We start from the raw sequence: 14,631 nt of genomic DNA, 5'->3' as shown, positions 1-14,631 counted from the left end.
CCTTCAAATCGTTTGAATTGCTATCATCGACCAAAGCGAGTTGTCGAGACGGCGTTTTGTCGCGCGGCGGAAGTCGATGTCCAACGGCATTTTCTGCGACGAGACGGCGCTGAGGTTTGTGACCGCGCGAGTTTTGCATGCGAACGCATACAAAAATCGCGCTCATCGCGGTCGCCATCACCTCGCCATGGACGGATAAGTCGTCCGTCAATTTGGCGCGCGTCGCAAAGTTCGATCAGGTCGCCCAAGCCGCCATAGTAAGCGATCCGGTCGACTCCGCTATCCTACCGCCCGTAGGCGCCGAGCGGGCGCGGCGCGCCAGGCGCGTCCGGATACTTTGCCGGCTCGAACGCGTCCCCGCGACGTATTTTGGGACGCCGCAGTCCCTCGCCGACTTTCACCGTCGCAGAGACGGTCGTCCGCCGCGACGCGCCTTGTTCGAGGATGACGTATTCGCTTCGCGGCGAACGCGCGCCGGCTTGCTCCGAGGGCGCGCCTGTCGGCGCAGGCTTGGCGGCTGCGTCGCGCCGCAGTCCCTCGACCTGACCTGACAGCGCGCCGATCGCGGAATTCGTTTCCGTCTTCATCGCGTCGATGCGTTTGCCGAGAGTGTCGACGGCGTCGGCGGCCGGAGCCGCCGCCTGCATCGAAGACCTCATCGATTCCATCTCAGTGCGGAGCGCGCGGATCTCCTCTTCCATCTTCTGCGTCGTGCGTAGAAAGGCGACGCGCTCGGCGTTTTCCTGCGTCGCCATCGTGCGGACGAGGTCCGGCAAGGCGGAAACCGTCGGCCAGGCGGCCTCGGCGATCAGCCAGCCGGCGAGGCCGGCGGCGCCATAGAGCAACGCCGCCCAAAGAAGCCGAGAGCCGTGGATGAAAGCGCTTTTGAGCGCCGGAAGCAGGCGTTGCGCGACAGCCGCCCTGGAATGATCCGACACATGTGGGGAGATCGTCGCGTCCGCAGACCCGACTTTCGGCTCCGGAACGTCAGCCGCGGGAGCCGCGGCAGGGCTGAGGTCGAAGGCGGCTAATCCCGTTTGCTCGGTCATGGGCAGCTTCGAATGCGATGCAAGACTTTTGAGCCTCACGCCGATTGCTTGAGAATGGATTAACGGCCTGCGCGACGCGCGCCTCGGCCACGCCAAGAATCCAAAAACCATGATTCAGGAAATAGAGTTGATGCGGAGGAAAATCGTTCGTTCTTGGGGAATAGAAAAGCTTCTTCATGAGGGCTCGCGGCCCTCTTCCTCAACCAGTTTCAGGCTCGAAGCAGGCGTCAGAAGATTAAGGCGATTTTCAAAGCGCCGAGGCGCGGCGCCTTTCCGACACAGGCGCAAGCGCGCTTTCTGAAGCATCGTTTACAATTTGATAACAGGATGCTGTTCCCCTCGTCTGCCACCGGATATTCGCCACGCAAGCGAGGAGTGAGCTTATGGACGAAGCAAGCTCTGCAAACGAGGCGTCCAAAGAAGCAAGCGCGCGAGCGCGCGAGGACAAAGCTCCGCCAGCTTGCGCGGGGGCGGAAGCCGCGGTCAAAATTTCCGCTTGCGAACACGCGACGTTGGTCTCTGACGGCGAGAGTTCGGACGCGGGAAGAAAGGTTGAGATCAGGATCAATTTTGGGTTCGACGACCAGACGCTGCAAAGCTTTCTATCTTCTCTCAAGAACGCGCAACTACAACCACCGACCGCTGAATATATCAGCCTGACCGCGCCTTATCGGGAAGAGGCTTGCACCACGCGGAGGCCGGCCCGCGACGAACGAAGCACGCGCGTTTCTCCGGTCGCTCTAATGCTGGTCTTCGCCGTTGGATTCGGACTGAAACTGCACTTCCACGACATTCATTTTCCAGTTCCCGATCAGGCCGCCTCGTCGCTCAAGGCTCTGGTCGATAGGATCACCATGTCCGAATCACAGGGAAATCCGGACGCTAGAAACAAGTTTTCCTCTGCCGCCGGGCTGGGACAGTTCGTCAACGCCACATGGATGGGGTTGATCAAGAAACACCGTCCCGACCTCGCCGGCAACTTAAGCGACAAAGAGATTCTCGACTTGCGAAGGGACCCTGATCTCTCTCGAGAAATGACGACGCGCTATGTCGAGCAAAACACGTCGATCCTGATGAAAAAGGGACTCCCGATCACGCCGGGGGCGCTTTATCTGGCGCATTTCGCCGGCCCGGGCGGCGCGGCGGCGATCCTGTCCGCGCCGGAAGAGGTCGATGCGGCGACGGTGATCGCCAGCGTCGACGGACAGCCGAGCAAAACCCGCGAAAAAATCGTCAATGGAAATCCCTTCTTGAAAGGCTTCACCGTGAAAGACCTCAAGAACTGGGCTCATCTCAAGATGCAGGGGATCAGCTTGGAGCTTGGCGCGACGGCGCAGGAGAGTTTGGCGCGGCCAGATTAATCCGCAACTTCAACGCCTCCGGGTCGCCGCCGCGGACTCCGTAGCTGTGACGAATCGCTACGCCCTGACCGTTTCTTCGGACCACACTTGAAAACAACGTGGGCCTGCTTAATTCGCCATTGCGGCTCTTTCCCGAGGACTTTGCAATGGCTGATGACGAAAATCTTCAGAAGCAACTGACCGATGAAAACCCCACCGTTAAAAAGAACAAATATCTTTTTGGCGGAGTCGGCGCCGTTCTCGGCGGCCTGACGGGCGTCGCGATCGGCGGCCCGCTCATCGCGGTGGTCGGCGCAGGCCTTGGCGGTCTGCTCGGATATAATATGCTGAAGCGTCTGTGACGCGTTAGTCGTCGCGCTGACCCAGAAACAGCATCACCAGCGCCGCGCAGCCGATGAAGCGGAACGCGGCCTGCTGCATGTCGGGTCCGGCGCGCCACATCTGGAACCATTCGCCGCCGATGGCCATGAAGCCGAACAGGTAAAGGCCGACGGCGAGCGCAAGGCCCGCAGTGGCGAGATCCTTCGCGACGTTGAATTGCGTCGCCTGCGCCTTGCGCGCCAGCAATAGCCGCCACACGCCGGCGAGGATGAGCGCGGCGGCGGAGAATTCGATTGCGATGATGAATGCGTAAAACATTCTGTGCAGCTTCACGCTGGTGAGGGCGCGCCACTCGAGCGGGCTGCCGGACGGCACTTGATCCATCGACATCACATGGCTGACGACCTGGAAATTCGTGTCGTAGTCCGTGACATTATTGACCGCGACGAGCAGAATGAGCGCGCCGAGCGCAGCCGTCAGCAGAATCTTCGAATATCTCATCAACATGTCGACCACTCCCGGGCCCAGCCTAGCATGACCTGAGCCATTGATCTTGCGACGCGAGGGCTTAAAACACAGTCTGGTCTCCCGTCGGACATGCGACCATGATTGATCTTTATTACTGGCCGACCCCCAACGGCCACAAAGTGACGATTTTTCTCGAGGAAGCGGGGCTCGCTTATCGGATCAAGCCCGTCGACATCACCAAAGGGGACCAGTTCAAGCCGGAGTTTCTGGCGATCTCTCCCAATAATCGCATGCCGGCGATGGTCGACCGCGCGCCCGCCGATGGCGGCGCTCCGGTCGCGCTCTTCGAATCGGGCGCGATCCTCGTCTATCTCGCGGAGAAGACCGGACGACTTTTCCCCGCGGACCTCCATGCCCGTGCGCGAACGCTGCAGTGGCTGTTCTGGCAGGTCGGCGGACTCGGCCCCATGGCCGGCCAAAACCACCACTTCGCAAAATACGCGCCGGCGAAGATTCCCTACGCGATCGAGCGCTATCGTAACGAGACCGGCCGGCTCTATGGCGTCATGGACGGTCAGCTCGCCAAGACGCCCTATCTCGCCGGCGAATATTCGATCGCCGACATCGCCTGCTATCCCTGGATCGTTCCGCATGAGGATCAGGGTCAGGATCTGCACGACTTCCCGCATGTCAAGCGCTGGTTCGAGGCGATCCGCTCCCGGCCGGCGGTGATCCGCGCCTATGCGGCCGGCGCGCCCTATGAACGAACGCGTCTCGATTTCACGGCGCTGGAACGCGAAATACTTTTCGGCCAGACCGCCGAGCGCGGCGGCGCGAAATAGGCTATGGCTGCGCGGCCTTTTGCAAACAGGGACACGCCGCATCCATGTCGAACGACCGCCAAACCGCCGCACGCGAAACCGCCAAGGCGCTGATCGAAGTGCAAGCGGTGCTCGTGAACGTCGATAAGCCTTTCATAACGACCGCCGGCTGGGCGTCGCCGGTCTATATCGACATGCGCAAGATCATCGCCTTTCCGCGGCTGCGGCGTCGCCTCGTCGAATTCGCGACGCGGACGATCGAGCGCGACATCGGCTATGAATCGCTCGACGTCGTGGCGGGCGGCGAGACGGCCGGCATTCCCTTCGCGGCCTGGATCGCCGACAGCCTCATGCTGCCGATGCAATATGTGCGCAAGAAGCCCAAGGGCTTCGGCCGCAACGCCCGCATCGAAGGCGATGTGATGGAGGGCGGCCGCGCCCTGCTGGTCGAGGATCTGGCGACCGACGGCGGCTCGAAAAAGGACTTCGTGCAGGCGCTGCGCGACTCAGGGCAGCGCTGCGACCATGTCTTCGTGTTCTTCTTCTATGATATTTTCGCCGGCGCGCGGGAGGAGCTGGCCGCACTCGGCATCAGCCTGCATGCGCTCGCGACCTGGCGCGACGTGCTCGCGGTGGCCCGCGAGCACAAATATTTCCCCGATGTCGCGCTGAACCAGGTGGAAGCCTTCATCGCCGATCCAATCGCTTGGTCGGCGGCGCATGGCGGCCTCGCCAAGGCGAAGGGGTGATCTTTGCGACTTCTTACGTCCTACTGCATCGGGTGTAGAGACGATCGGCGTTCGACCAATTGAGCGCCTCCGCCACAACTTTTACGTAGTCGGCCGCCTTGGCGCCGAAATCCATCTGATAGGCGTGCTCGAACATATCGAGGACCAGCAGGGGATCGCCGCCAGCCATGTTCTGCGTGTGGTCATTCGCCCAAGTGTTGACGAGCCGCTTGCCATGCTTGTCGTAGGCGAGGATCACCCAGCCCGAGCCCCCGCCCAGCGCCTTGCCCATGCCGAGGAATTCGGACCGCCAGCGCTCGAATCCTCCAAAATCACGATCGATCGCCTGCGCGAGCTCGGCGCCCGGCTTGCTCGCGTCGCCGAGTCCGGCGAAATAGATCTCGTGCAAGATCATTGAATTGGCGGCGATGAGTTCCTCCCGCTTCAAGCCATTGATCTGAAACCCGGGAGCCTTGTCGAAATCGAGCGCCGCAAGTTCCTGGCCGATCGCATTGAGGCGTTTGATCGCGCCGATGTAGTTGTTCTCGTAATGCGAGATCAGAAGTTTTTCTGACAGTCCTTTGATCTTGGCGGGATCAAAGGGCAGAGGCAGCGGCGCGTTCGTCGCGCCCTTACGCGAAGGAGCGGCGACGTTTTCGGCGCCCGCTGCGGCGGCGGCGTTGAGCGCCGCGCCGGCGACGGCGGAGGCGGCGAGAAACCGCCGACGGCCAATCCGAATTGTCATACGTCTCCCCACCTGCCCCGTCACGACCCGAAACATAGTCGGCGCTCATGACGCCCCGATCAAGAGCAGCTGATGAATTCGCGATAAAGCCAACCGAGCCGCTTGCCGCCGGGGCTCGCCACATAGGCCCAGGGCTTGCCGTGATCGTCCTCGCCATAGCGCTGCACGATAATAGCGCTCCCGTCTTCGATGGCGCCGACGACATTCTTGCGCTGATCGCGGATGGCGATCGAAGCGCCCATGGCGCCTGTCGCCTTGCAACGATCGCCGGCGAGCGCCGTCGCGCCCCACGCGATCGCGGCGGCGAGCGCGGCGAGAGTGAGGCCGGCGAAAGGCGCGAGTTTCTCGGACATCAAAGGCCTCCCGATTGCGTGGGAAAGACCTATAGTCGAGGTTCGGGCGCAGCGAATTGCGCCAACGCACGTGGAGCCGCCATGCGCAGAGTGATGTTTCTTTTTGTCGGGGCGCTTTCGGCGCCCTATGCGCACGCCGGCGAACCGCCGCCGGGCTTCGCGCGCCTGGCTGACGTTGCGCCGACCATCATTCAGGAGATGCGCTATGCCGGCGCCGACAATTTCACCGGCGCCCCGGTCCCCGGCTATGGCGCGCCGCAATGCTGGCTTCGCGCTGAGGCCGCCAAAGCGCTGGCCGCCGCGCAGAAGGATGCGCGCGCCCGGGGGATTTCGCTCGTCGTCTACGATTGCTATCGACCGCTGCGCGCCGTTTCGGCCTTCGTTGACTGGTCGCGCAACGCCGACCAGCGGACGAAAACCGAACATTATCCGCGCCTCGCCAAGAGCGCGCTGTTTCCCGAAGGCTATATCGCCGAACATTCCACCCATTCGACGGGATTGGCCGTCGACATCGGCGTCAAAGGCTGGGATTTCGGCACGCCGTTCGATTTTTTCGATACGCGCTCTTGGACGAAGGCCAAAACCTCGAAGACGGCGCGGGCGCATCGCGACGCGCTCGTGGCGCTGATGCGCCGCCACGGCTTTGAGAATTTTCCGCGCGAATGGTGGCATTTCACTTACAAAGGCGCGGAGGGCGCGCCGAGCTACGATGTCGAGATCAAGTGACTCGCTCCGCGCCGGCGAGCTGAACTGAACCTTCATGCGTCCTTCCCTGCTCGACCCCTTCTTCGGTCGCGTCGCGGCGCTGCCCGGCGTCGGACCGAAAACCGCCAGACTGTTCGATCGGCTCCTCGCCAAGCCCGGGGCCGAAGCGCGCCTCGTCGATCTGCTATTTCATCTTCCCTCGACCGTCATCGACCGCAGCCTGCGGCCGACGATCGCCGCCGCGCCGCTCGAAACGATGGTGGTGCTGAAGGCGCGCGTCACCGAGCATCGTCGCCCTCAGGGCCGGTATTCGAAATCGCCCTATCGCGTGCTCGTCGAGGATGACACCGGCGACGTCGAACTCGTGTTCTTTCTCGCCAATCCCGACTGGATCGAACGCAGCCTGCCGCTCGGCGCGACGCGCTGGATTTCGGGGCGCATCGAGCTTTACGACGGCCGCCGCCAGATCGTGCATCCGGACCGGGTGCTCGACGAAGCCGGATTGGCGAAGCTCCCTGCGTATGAAGCCGTCTATGGCCTCACCGAGGGCCTGCAGGCGCGTTACGTTTTGCGCGCGACGGAAGAAGCGCTGACGCGCCTGCCGAACCTTCCGGAATGGCAGGACGCCAGCATTCTCGCCGCCAGCAAGCTTCCCGCATTCGCCGAGGCGCTGCGCGCGGCGCACCGGCCGGCAAGCGCCGATGCGCTCGCGCCGCAGCATCCTGCCCGTCAGCGTCTCGCGCTCGATGAATTGCTCGCGAGCCAGCTCGCGCTGCGCCTCATTCGCGCCAAGATGCGCCGCCCTCCGGGTCGCGCGCACAAGGGCGACGACCGCTTCGCAAAAGCGATCGAATCCGCCCTGCCGTTTCGCCTGACGCGCGCGCAGCAGCGCACGCTGGAAGAGATTCGCGCCGATCTTGCGTCGGAACGGCGCATGCTGCGGCTCGTTCAGGGCGACGTCGGATCCGGCAAGACCGTCGTCGCGGCGCTCGCCATCGCGAGCGTCGCCGAGACCGGCCGGCAAAGCGCCTTGATGGCGCCGACCGAGATCCTGGCGCGGCAGCACTATGATCGGCTGACGCCAACGCTCGCGTCCGCGGGACTGCGCGTCGCGCTGCTGACAGGCCGCGCCAAGCCGAGCGAGCGCGCGGCGCTCCATGCGGCCATTGACGCGGGGGACGTCGACGTCGTCATCGGCACGCATGCTCTCGTGCAAAGCGATCTCGCCTTTCACGACCTCGGCCTCGCCGTCGTCGACGAGCAGCATCGCTTCGGCGTCGAGCAGCGGCTGGCGCTCGGCGCCAAGGGTGACGCCGTCGACGTGCTGGTGATGACCGCGACGCCCATTCCGCGCACGCTGGCGCTGACGGCGTTCGGCGACATGGATTGCTCGGCGCTCGACGAAAAGCCGCCCGGCCGCACGCCGATCTCGACGCGCGCGCTTCCTGCCGAAAGGATCGACGACGTCATTGCGGGGCTGCGCCGCGCCTTGGCGGAGGGCGCGCGTGCCTATTGGGTCTGTCCGCTCGTCGAGGAGAATGAGGAGCTGGACCTTTCCGCTGCGCAAGCGCGCCATGCGGATCTCTCGAAGATTTTTGGAGCGGCGGTCGGCCTCGTTCACCGCCGAATGAAGGCCGGCGAGAAGGACGCGGTGATGGAAGCCTTTCAGCGCGGCGAGGCCAAAATTCTGGTGGCGACCACGGTCATCGAAGTCGGCGTCGACGTGCCGGAAGCGACGATCATGGTCATCGAACACGCCGAGCGATTCGGCCTTGCGCAGCTGCATCAGCTGCGCGGACGCGTTGGACGCGGCTCGGGCAAGTCCTCATGCCTGCTTCTGTACAAGGGCCCGCTAAGCGAAGCGGCGAAGGCGCGGCTGATGATCATACGCCAGACTGAGGACGGATTCCGCATTGCCGAAGAAGATCTGCGGCTGCGCGGCGAAGGCGAAATTCTCGGCGTGCGGCAGGCCGGTCTGCCGAGCTTTCGGCTCGCCGACCTTTCCGCCCACGCGCGACTCCTCGCCGTGGCGCGCGACGACGCCGAATTGATTCTGCGTCGCGATCCCGAGCTTGCGAGCGACAGAGGCCGGGCCTTGCGCGCCCTGCTCTACCTCTTCGAACGCGACGACGCCGTGCGCCTGCTGCGCGCCGGCTGACGCGAGCGTCACAACCGACGCGCGACGACCACGCGATTGCTGTTCACGCCCTTCACATTATTGGCGACTCCCCAGCAATTGCTGGTTTTCGTGAAGCTTTGCTCATTGACGAGCACGCCCAATCGCTCGAACGGAAGATCGTCGAGCGCGCGCCAGACCAGCTGTTCGAGCGGGAGCGCCCCGCCCCTGACCTCGCCAACCTCGTACGCGACGTGACCGCCCGGCTTCACGACTCGCGCCAACTCTTCGAAAACGTCGCGAGTCATCGCGCGCCAGTCTTCCGGCGCGCGAAGCTGCGAGAGGCGGATGTTCTCGACGTCGACGCCAGCAAACCAGTTGCGCAGCCAATTGTCGCCGCGATAGTCGACGACGTCGAGAAACGGCGGCGACGTGACGACGAGATCGACCGTCGCCTCTGCGATGTGCTGCAAATGCGCGGCGTCCGCGACGACGAGCTGCGCGTCGCAGGCCATCGGCCTCTCCGCCTCCGCCAGAAGCGTACGCGATTTCTTGAATATGAGCTCGGCGATGTCGCGCCGCGGCGGCGTTTGTTCCCGACGCGCGTTGATTTTCAATTGCGCCTTCACGGAAACGGCCTGGTTCGGCGGCATCGTATAGACGGAAAAAAACCCGGGAGAATGGCCGGTCAATCGATTGAGCGCCACCATTCGGATCCAATCGTCAACGGCGTCGAGACGTCGGTCATGCTCGCGCGCGAGCAGATACGCACGCAGCGCGCATATCTGCCGCAGCGTCTCGGAATGGTAGAAAACGAGAAGGTCGTCGCGCTCAACCTCGCCGCGTCCCCAGGGCGCGGCCGCGAGCCTGGCCTCGATCTCGCAAAGCGCAGGCGGCCGCAGCCGCGGGCGCGTCAGCAGCAGCGACAGCGGATTGGCGTCCGAGCCGATGGGCCGCCGCCCCATCAGCGCCGCTTGCAGGATGGTCGTGCCGCGGCCCATGAAAGGGTCGCAGACGAGGTCTCCCGGCTGCGTCAGCCGATCGATGAAAAACGCCGGGAGCTGCGGCTTGAAACAGGCGCGATAGCTGATCTCATGCAGCGGATGCGCGCGCCTTTGCCCGGCGGTCCAGAAGGCGTTGACGTAATAAGGAACGCCGTCGGCGACAACGGCGCGGGTCGCCGCGCCGAATTCCGCGGACCAACGCAGGTCGTGGAAGAATTCCGTTTCGGCGAGCTTTTCAACTGCGCTCATGCCTCAGTCGCGCTGACGATCGGCGAGGCTCGGCAGCGACTTGATTCTCGCTCCGGCCGCGCGGCGCGCGAGAGAAAGCTCATATTGCGTCTGCAGCTCCAGCCAATCTTCGGGCTGGACGCCGAACCAGTGTCCGAGTCGCAGCGCGGTGTCGGCGGTGACGCCCCGCTGGCCATTGAGGATGGCGGTCACCCGATTGACCGGCACGTCGATGTCTCGCGCCAGATCCGACGCCGTCAGACCGAGTTCCTGCAAATGACGGGCAAGAATTTCGCCAGGATGCGACATCCCATTCTCCATCGACGCCGGTTTGGATTTTGACGGGCGCACGCGAATGCTCTCGCGTCGCGGATGCGTCGGTCGACGCGCATTTGCTGGCGCTTCCTGCCGAACGCCGATCAAAAATCTTCTGGTGAGCTCTTCATGGTAGCGGCCCATGTTCCGCCCCCGCCGAATATTGTTTTCGTAAACCATATTATCTGGTCCGTAAACTCGGCTGAGGTCGTTAATCAGGGCGATCGGGTGAAGGGCTTCCTCATCCCTTAAGGAGCGTGCGCAGCACGCGTCTCGAAGGACGAGGAAGTCCCCGTTTGCACATGTTTTCCTGACTCTCGTCCTTCGAGACGCCGCCTTCGATCTCGGGCCTGCCCGAAATCGACATTGAATTCGCAAGGAATTCGCAAGTCGGGGCAACCCGACTTGCGGGCGGCTCCTCAGGATGAGGGTGAGGAAAACAATCCTTCACCCGATCGCTCTAAATCATTAAGCGCTTTCGCCCTCGATCCATGTGGCGCGCGTTTCGGCGATAAAGTCGGCGAGGCGCCCGGCGCCGATGGCTGCGCGCAGACCCGCCATCAGCTCCTGATAATAGGCGACATTGGCCTGGGTCAGCAGCATCATCCCGAGGATTTCCCCTGCTTTGACGAGGTGATGCAGATAGGCGCGCGAATAATCGCGCGCCGCGGGGCAGGACGACTGCTCGTCGAGCGGCCGCGGATCGTCGGCATGGCGCGCATTGCGCAACGTCACCCGTCCGCGGCGGGTATAGGCAAGGCCGTGTCGGCCGGCGCGAGTCGGCATCACGCAATCAAACATGTCGATTCCCCGCGCGACGGCCTCAATGATGTCATCCGGCGCGCCCACGCCCATCAGATAACGAGGTTTTGATTCGGGCAAATGCGGGGCGGTCGTCTCGAGCATGTCGAGCATCACGTCCTGAGGCTCGCCGACGGCCAGGCCGCCGACGGCGATCCCATGGAACTCCATGCCGGCGAGCGCCTGGGCGCTTTCGATCCGAAGCCGCTTCGATTCGCCGCCTTGCACGATGCCGAACACCGCCCTGCCCGGCCGCTCGCGAAAGGCCTTGCGCGAGCGCTCGGCCCAGCGCAGCGAAAGACGCATGGCGCGTTCGGCCTCGCTTTCGGAACATGGCAGACGCACGCATTCGTCAAGCTGCATCTGAATGTCCGACCCAAGGAGATCCTGAATTTCCATCGAGCGCTCGGGCGACAGATGATGCCGCGAACCGTCGATATGCGACTGAAACGTCACGCCGCTTTCGTCGAGCTTGCGCAGCTTCGCCAGCGACATCACCTGAAAGCCGCCTGAATCCGTCAAGATCGGATAGGGCCAGCGCATGAAGTCATGGAGGCCGCCGAGCCGCGCGATCCGTTCTGCGCCCGGCCGCAGCATGAGATGGTAGACATTGCCGAGCAGAACGTCGGCGCCGGCGGCGCGCACGTCGTCGACGAACATCGCCTTCACCGTCGCCGCCGTGCCCACCGGCATGAAGGCCGGCGTGCGGATGATTCCACGCGGCGTATGGATTTTGCCTTGACGCGCGAGGCCGTCGGTAGCGAGAACGGAAAAGGAAAAGGCCTGCGTCACGTCCTGTCCTTTGCGCCAAGCGCCGCAATTTTGACGATGCGATAATGGCCGCTATCGCTCTCATTGAACCATACGCCGAAATCTGATCCGACTTTTATCGTCGCCTCGCGCAAGTTGGTTCGCCAGTGCTCGCCCATTCCGAAGTCGATTCGACCGTCGCGCCGCAGGACGAACGGACGCACGCTATCGCCATCGAGCGCGAATGCGCCAAAAAGATCCCATGGCGAAACGATGCGCGCATCGTCAATCCGCGCGTCAATGGTCATCGGCGCTTCTTTCGGGTCGTCGCGCCAGAGCGCTACAATGCGGACGTCTCGGGCGGCGCTCATGCGTCGCGACGCTGCAGCAGACAGGCGTCGCCATAGGAATAAAAGCGATAGCCGCTTTCGATCGCATGCACATAGGCGGACTTCATCCGCTCGAGTCCGGCGAACGCCGCGACCAGCATGAAGAGCGTCGAGCGCGGGAGATGGAAATTGGTGAGCAGCATGTCCACGGCACGGAAACGATAGCCGGGCGTAATGAAGATCCGCGTGCGCGCGGCATAAGGCGCGAGCCGTCCGGCGTCGTCCGCGGCGCTTTCCAGCACGCGCAACGCCGTCGTGCCGACGGCGACGATGCGCCCGCCTCCCGCCCGCGCCACGTTCAGCGCCTGCGCCGTTTCAGCGTCAAGCCGGGCGTATTCCTCGTGCATCCTGTGCAGGTCGGTGTCCTCCGCCTTCACGGGAAGAAATGTGCCGGCGCCCACATGCAGCGTCACGCGGTAAAGACGCACGCCGCGCGCTTCGATCGCTGCGAGCAGCTGCGGCGTGAAGTGCAGGCCGGCGGTCGGGGCGGCCACCGCGCCCGCTTCGCGCGCAAAGATGGTCTGATAGTCGCTTTCGTCGCGCGCGTCGGCCGAGCGCTTGCCGGCGATATAGGGCGGCAGGGGCATCGCGCCCGACTGCTCTATCGCTTCGTCGAGCGCGGGTCCGTGAAGCTCGAAAGCAAGCGCAATCTCTCCGTCGTCGCCCTTCGCCTCAACGCGCGCGTCGATCTCGCCTCCATGGCCCGTAAAGCTTATGCGATCGCCGATGGCGAGCTTCTTGGCCGGCCGCATCAGCGCGCGCCAGCGGGAAGCGTCCAGACGTTCGATCAGCGTCGCTTCGACATTGGCGCTCAATGCGCCGCGTAGGCGCCGACCGGAAAGCCGCGCGTGAATGACGCGCGAATCATTGACGACGAGCGCGTCTCCCGCACGAAGGCAATCCGGCAGATCGCGAATGATCCTGTCCTCGAAAGGCCCGCCCGACGGGACCACGAGCATGCGGGCGCTGTCGCGGGGATCGGCGGGCCGAAGAGCGATTCTGTCTTGCGGGAGGTTGAAGTCGAAAAGGTCGACGCGCATGCGGAGCTTGCAAAAACCATAAGCTCCGTCAGGTCAAGTAGGCGAGAAGGGTCAGCGGCGCCGATTGTCGATCAAGCGGCGCCGCGGCGAAAGCTACTGATATGAGCCGACGCGTCGGCGGCGCTCGTCGAACCGGAACTCCGGAGCGTTGCGCAGATCGTCGCGAGTCGTGTTCACGATCGCTTCGACGTCGCCATCTTCGTTCCGAGAAACGACCATGGATGACGGGTCAATCGCAATGTGGCGATCGCCGATGCCAAGGAAACCGCCGACGCTGACGATGATCGCGCGCACATTCCTATTGTTGTCGAAGATGACGTCCTCGATCTCGCCGATGTCATCATTCTGAAGATTGCGGACGTCGCTGCCGATCAGCTGAGACATGCGCATATCGGTGGGGCCGAGCCTGTAGAAAATCACGCGGGCGGAGCCGAGCTGCTCCAGTTCGCGCATTTCTGCTGCGGAACGCCCTTTCGTCGTCCGCCGATCCACGCCCGTCCGGTCCATGCCTGACTGACTGTCCTGATCGCGCATCCGTTCCCGCGCTGCGCTGCCTCGCCAGGTCGGCGCCGCGTCGTCATCGCGGCCCATCTCCCGCCAGCCGCCGCCAGACGTCGTATCCTCCGCATCCTTGGCGGATTGGCCTTGTTTCTCCTGCCACTGGTTGCTGCTGCGAGACTGAGTTTGAGTCTTGCTCGAGCTCGCGCCCGTGCGATCGCGCCCTGCATTCGCTGTCACGCTGGCGGAAAGCGCGATCGCCGCGACTGTAGCGATCAACAACTTGAGCGATTTCATCGGATACTCTCCACTGTTCCGCCCGCCCGTCTCGGCGAGCGATACGCTGCAACCAGCGTCTGGAGAGATAGTTCCGAATCCCGCGTCCAACTCAGGTCTTTACTGCACATGCGCCCAAGGCCGGGGCGCATGCTTGACCAACGGCTCGACCTGTCGCGTCAGTCGATCAACCCAACGTCGCCTTGACGATCTTGTCCGGATCTTTCACCGGCTCGCCGCGCTTGATCTTATCGACATTCTCCATGCCGGAGATCACCTCGCCCCAGACCGTATATTTGTTGTCAAGGAAGCGCGCGTCATCGAAGCAGATAAAGAACTGCGAATTGGCGCTGTCGGGGCTTTGCGCGCGGGCCATCGAGCAGGTGCCGCGCACATGCGGCGCGCTGTTGAACTCAGCCTTGAGGTCCGGATATTGCGATCCGCCCGTGCCGGTGCCGCGCGGGCACCCGGTCTGAGCCATGAAGCCGTCGATCACGCGATGAAAGACGATGCCGTCGTAGAATCCTTCCGAGACGAGCTTCTTGATATGCGCCACATGATTGGGCGCGAGGTCTGAACGAAACTTGATGACGACCGGTCCCTTGGTCGTCTCAAGCGTCATGGTGTCGGCGGCTTCGGTCATGATCATTTCCTTTGATTCTT

The 14,631-nt window shown here is 63.4% G+C and carries 17 protein-coding genes; 6 read left to right on the top strand and 11 right to left on the bottom strand.

The window, feature by feature from the left end:
- Positions 1-284: 284 nt before the first annotated feature.
- Positions 285-1,049: a hypothetical protein gene (locus BN69_RS18005; protein ID WP_051013491.1), complete on the bottom strand. Its 765-nt coding sequence runs from the start codon at positions 1,047-1,049 to the stop codon at positions 285-287.
- Between the two features lie 743 nt (positions 1,050-1,792).
- On the opposite strand from BN69_RS18005, the gene BN69_RS18000 reads away from it, so the two are divergent.
- Together BN69_RS18000 and BN69_RS17995 are read left to right on the top strand one after the other, a co-directional pair.
- Positions 1,793-2,410 (top strand): lytic transglycosylase domain-containing protein, encoded by a 618-nt coding sequence (locus BN69_RS18000; RefSeq protein ID WP_244434992.1) that lies wholly within the window; start codon positions 1,793-1,795, stop codon positions 2,408-2,410.
- A gap of 146 nt (positions 2,411-2,556) precedes the next feature.
- Positions 2,557-2,751: a hypothetical protein gene (locus tag BN69_RS17995; protein ID WP_014893084.1), complete on the top strand. Its 195-nt coding sequence runs from the start codon at positions 2,557-2,559 to the stop codon at positions 2,749-2,751.
- 4 nt (positions 2,752-2,755) lie between these two features.
- Here BN69_RS17995 and BN69_RS17990 read toward each other — a convergent pair whose 3' ends face one another.
- Positions 2,756-3,238, bottom strand: coding sequence for a DUF2165 family protein (locus BN69_RS17990; protein WP_014893083.1), 483 nt, complete (start codon positions 3,236-3,238; stop codon positions 2,756-2,758).
- Positions 3,239-3,336: 98 nt separating this feature from the next.
- Here BN69_RS17990 and BN69_RS17985 point away from each other — a divergent pair, with 98 nt between their 5' ends.
- Together BN69_RS17985 and BN69_RS17980 are read left to right on the top strand one after the other, a co-directional pair.
- Positions 3,337-4,041, top strand: a complete 705-nt coding sequence (locus tag BN69_RS17985) for a glutathione S-transferase N-terminal domain-containing protein (protein WP_014893082.1) — start codon at positions 3,337-3,339, stop codon at positions 4,039-4,041.
- A gap of 44 nt (positions 4,042-4,085) precedes the next feature.
- Positions 4,086-4,769 carry an orotate phosphoribosyltransferase gene (locus BN69_RS17980; RefSeq protein WP_014893081.1) on the top strand — a complete coding sequence of 228 codons (684 nt, stop codon included), beginning with the start codon at positions 4,086-4,088 and terminating at the stop codon, positions 4,767-4,769.
- 13 nt (positions 4,770-4,782) lie between these two features.
- Here BN69_RS17980 and BN69_RS17975 read toward each other — a convergent pair whose 3' ends face one another.
- A complete protein-coding gene (locus BN69_RS17975) occupies positions 4,783-5,493 on the bottom strand; it encodes a superoxide dismutase (RefSeq protein ID WP_014893080.1) in 711 nt (236 codons plus the stop codon).
- A gap of 59 nt (positions 5,494-5,552) precedes the next feature.
- Entirely contained in the window at positions 5,553-5,846 is a 294-nt protein-coding gene (locus BN69_RS17970) for a hypothetical protein (RefSeq protein WP_014893079.1), read from the bottom strand.
- An 81-nt stretch (positions 5,847-5,927) separates the two neighbouring features.
- Here BN69_RS17970 and BN69_RS17965 point away from each other — a divergent pair, with 81 nt between their 5' ends.
- Positions 5,928-6,572: a M15 family metallopeptidase gene (locus BN69_RS17965; protein ID WP_014893078.1), complete on the top strand. Its 645-nt coding sequence runs from the start codon at positions 5,928-5,930 to the stop codon at positions 6,570-6,572.
- 34 nt (positions 6,573-6,606) lie between these two features.
- Positions 6,607-8,709, top strand: coding sequence for an ATP-dependent DNA helicase RecG (recG, locus tag BN69_RS17960; RefSeq protein ID WP_014893077.1), 2,103 nt, complete (start codon positions 6,607-6,609; stop codon positions 8,707-8,709).
- Positions 8,710-8,717: 8 nt separating this feature from the next.
- Here recG and BN69_RS17955 read toward each other — a convergent pair whose 3' ends face one another.
- The 7 genes from BN69_RS17955 to BN69_RS17925 form a co-directional block, all read right to left on the bottom strand.
- Complete coding sequence (locus BN69_RS17955) at positions 8,718-9,920, bottom strand: DNA methyltransferase (protein ID WP_014893076.1); 1,203 nt, start codon at positions 9,918-9,920, stop codon at positions 8,718-8,720.
- Between the two features lie 3 nt (positions 9,921-9,923).
- A complete protein-coding gene (locus BN69_RS17950) occupies positions 9,924-10,358 on the bottom strand; it encodes a HigA family addiction module antitoxin (RefSeq protein ID WP_014893075.1) in 435 nt (144 codons plus the stop codon).
- Between the two features lie 324 nt (positions 10,359-10,682).
- The gene (gene tgt / locus BN69_RS17945; RefSeq protein ID WP_014893074.1) at positions 10,683-11,807 is read right to left on the bottom strand and encodes a tRNA guanosine(34) transglycosylase Tgt; all 1,125 of its coding nucleotides are present in this window, start codon (positions 11,805-11,807) and stop codon (positions 10,683-10,685) included.
- Complete coding sequence (locus tag BN69_RS17940; RefSeq protein ID WP_244434991.1) at positions 11,804-12,073, bottom strand: hypothetical protein; 270 nt, start codon at positions 12,071-12,073, stop codon at positions 11,804-11,806. The genes tgt and BN69_RS17940 overlap by 4 nt, the downstream gene beginning before the upstream one ends.
- Positions 12,074-12,132: 59 nt before the next feature.
- The gene (gene queA / locus BN69_RS17935; RefSeq protein WP_014893072.1) at positions 12,133-13,194 is read right to left on the bottom strand and encodes a tRNA preQ1(34) S-adenosylmethionine ribosyltransferase-isomerase QueA; all 1,062 of its coding nucleotides are present in this window, start codon (positions 13,192-13,194) and stop codon (positions 12,133-12,135) included.
- Between the two features lie 93 nt (positions 13,195-13,287).
- Positions 13,288-13,989 carry a PRC-barrel domain-containing protein gene (locus BN69_RS17930; protein WP_014893071.1) on the bottom strand — a complete coding sequence of 234 codons (702 nt, stop codon included), beginning with the start codon at positions 13,987-13,989 and terminating at the stop codon, positions 13,288-13,290.
- 166 nt (positions 13,990-14,155) lie between these two features.
- Positions 14,156-14,611 carry a peptidylprolyl isomerase gene (locus tag BN69_RS17925; RefSeq protein WP_014893070.1) on the bottom strand — a complete coding sequence of 152 codons (456 nt, stop codon included), beginning with the start codon at positions 14,609-14,611 and terminating at the stop codon, positions 14,156-14,158.
- Positions 14,612-14,631 lie beyond the last annotated feature (20 nt).

This window comes from Methylocystis sp. SC2, assembly GCF_000304315.1.
In the GTDB taxonomy this organism is placed as follows: Bacteria; Pseudomonadota; Alphaproteobacteria; order Rhizobiales; family Beijerinckiaceae; genus Methylocystis.
This window is presented reverse-complemented; position numbering and strand designations above follow the sequence as displayed.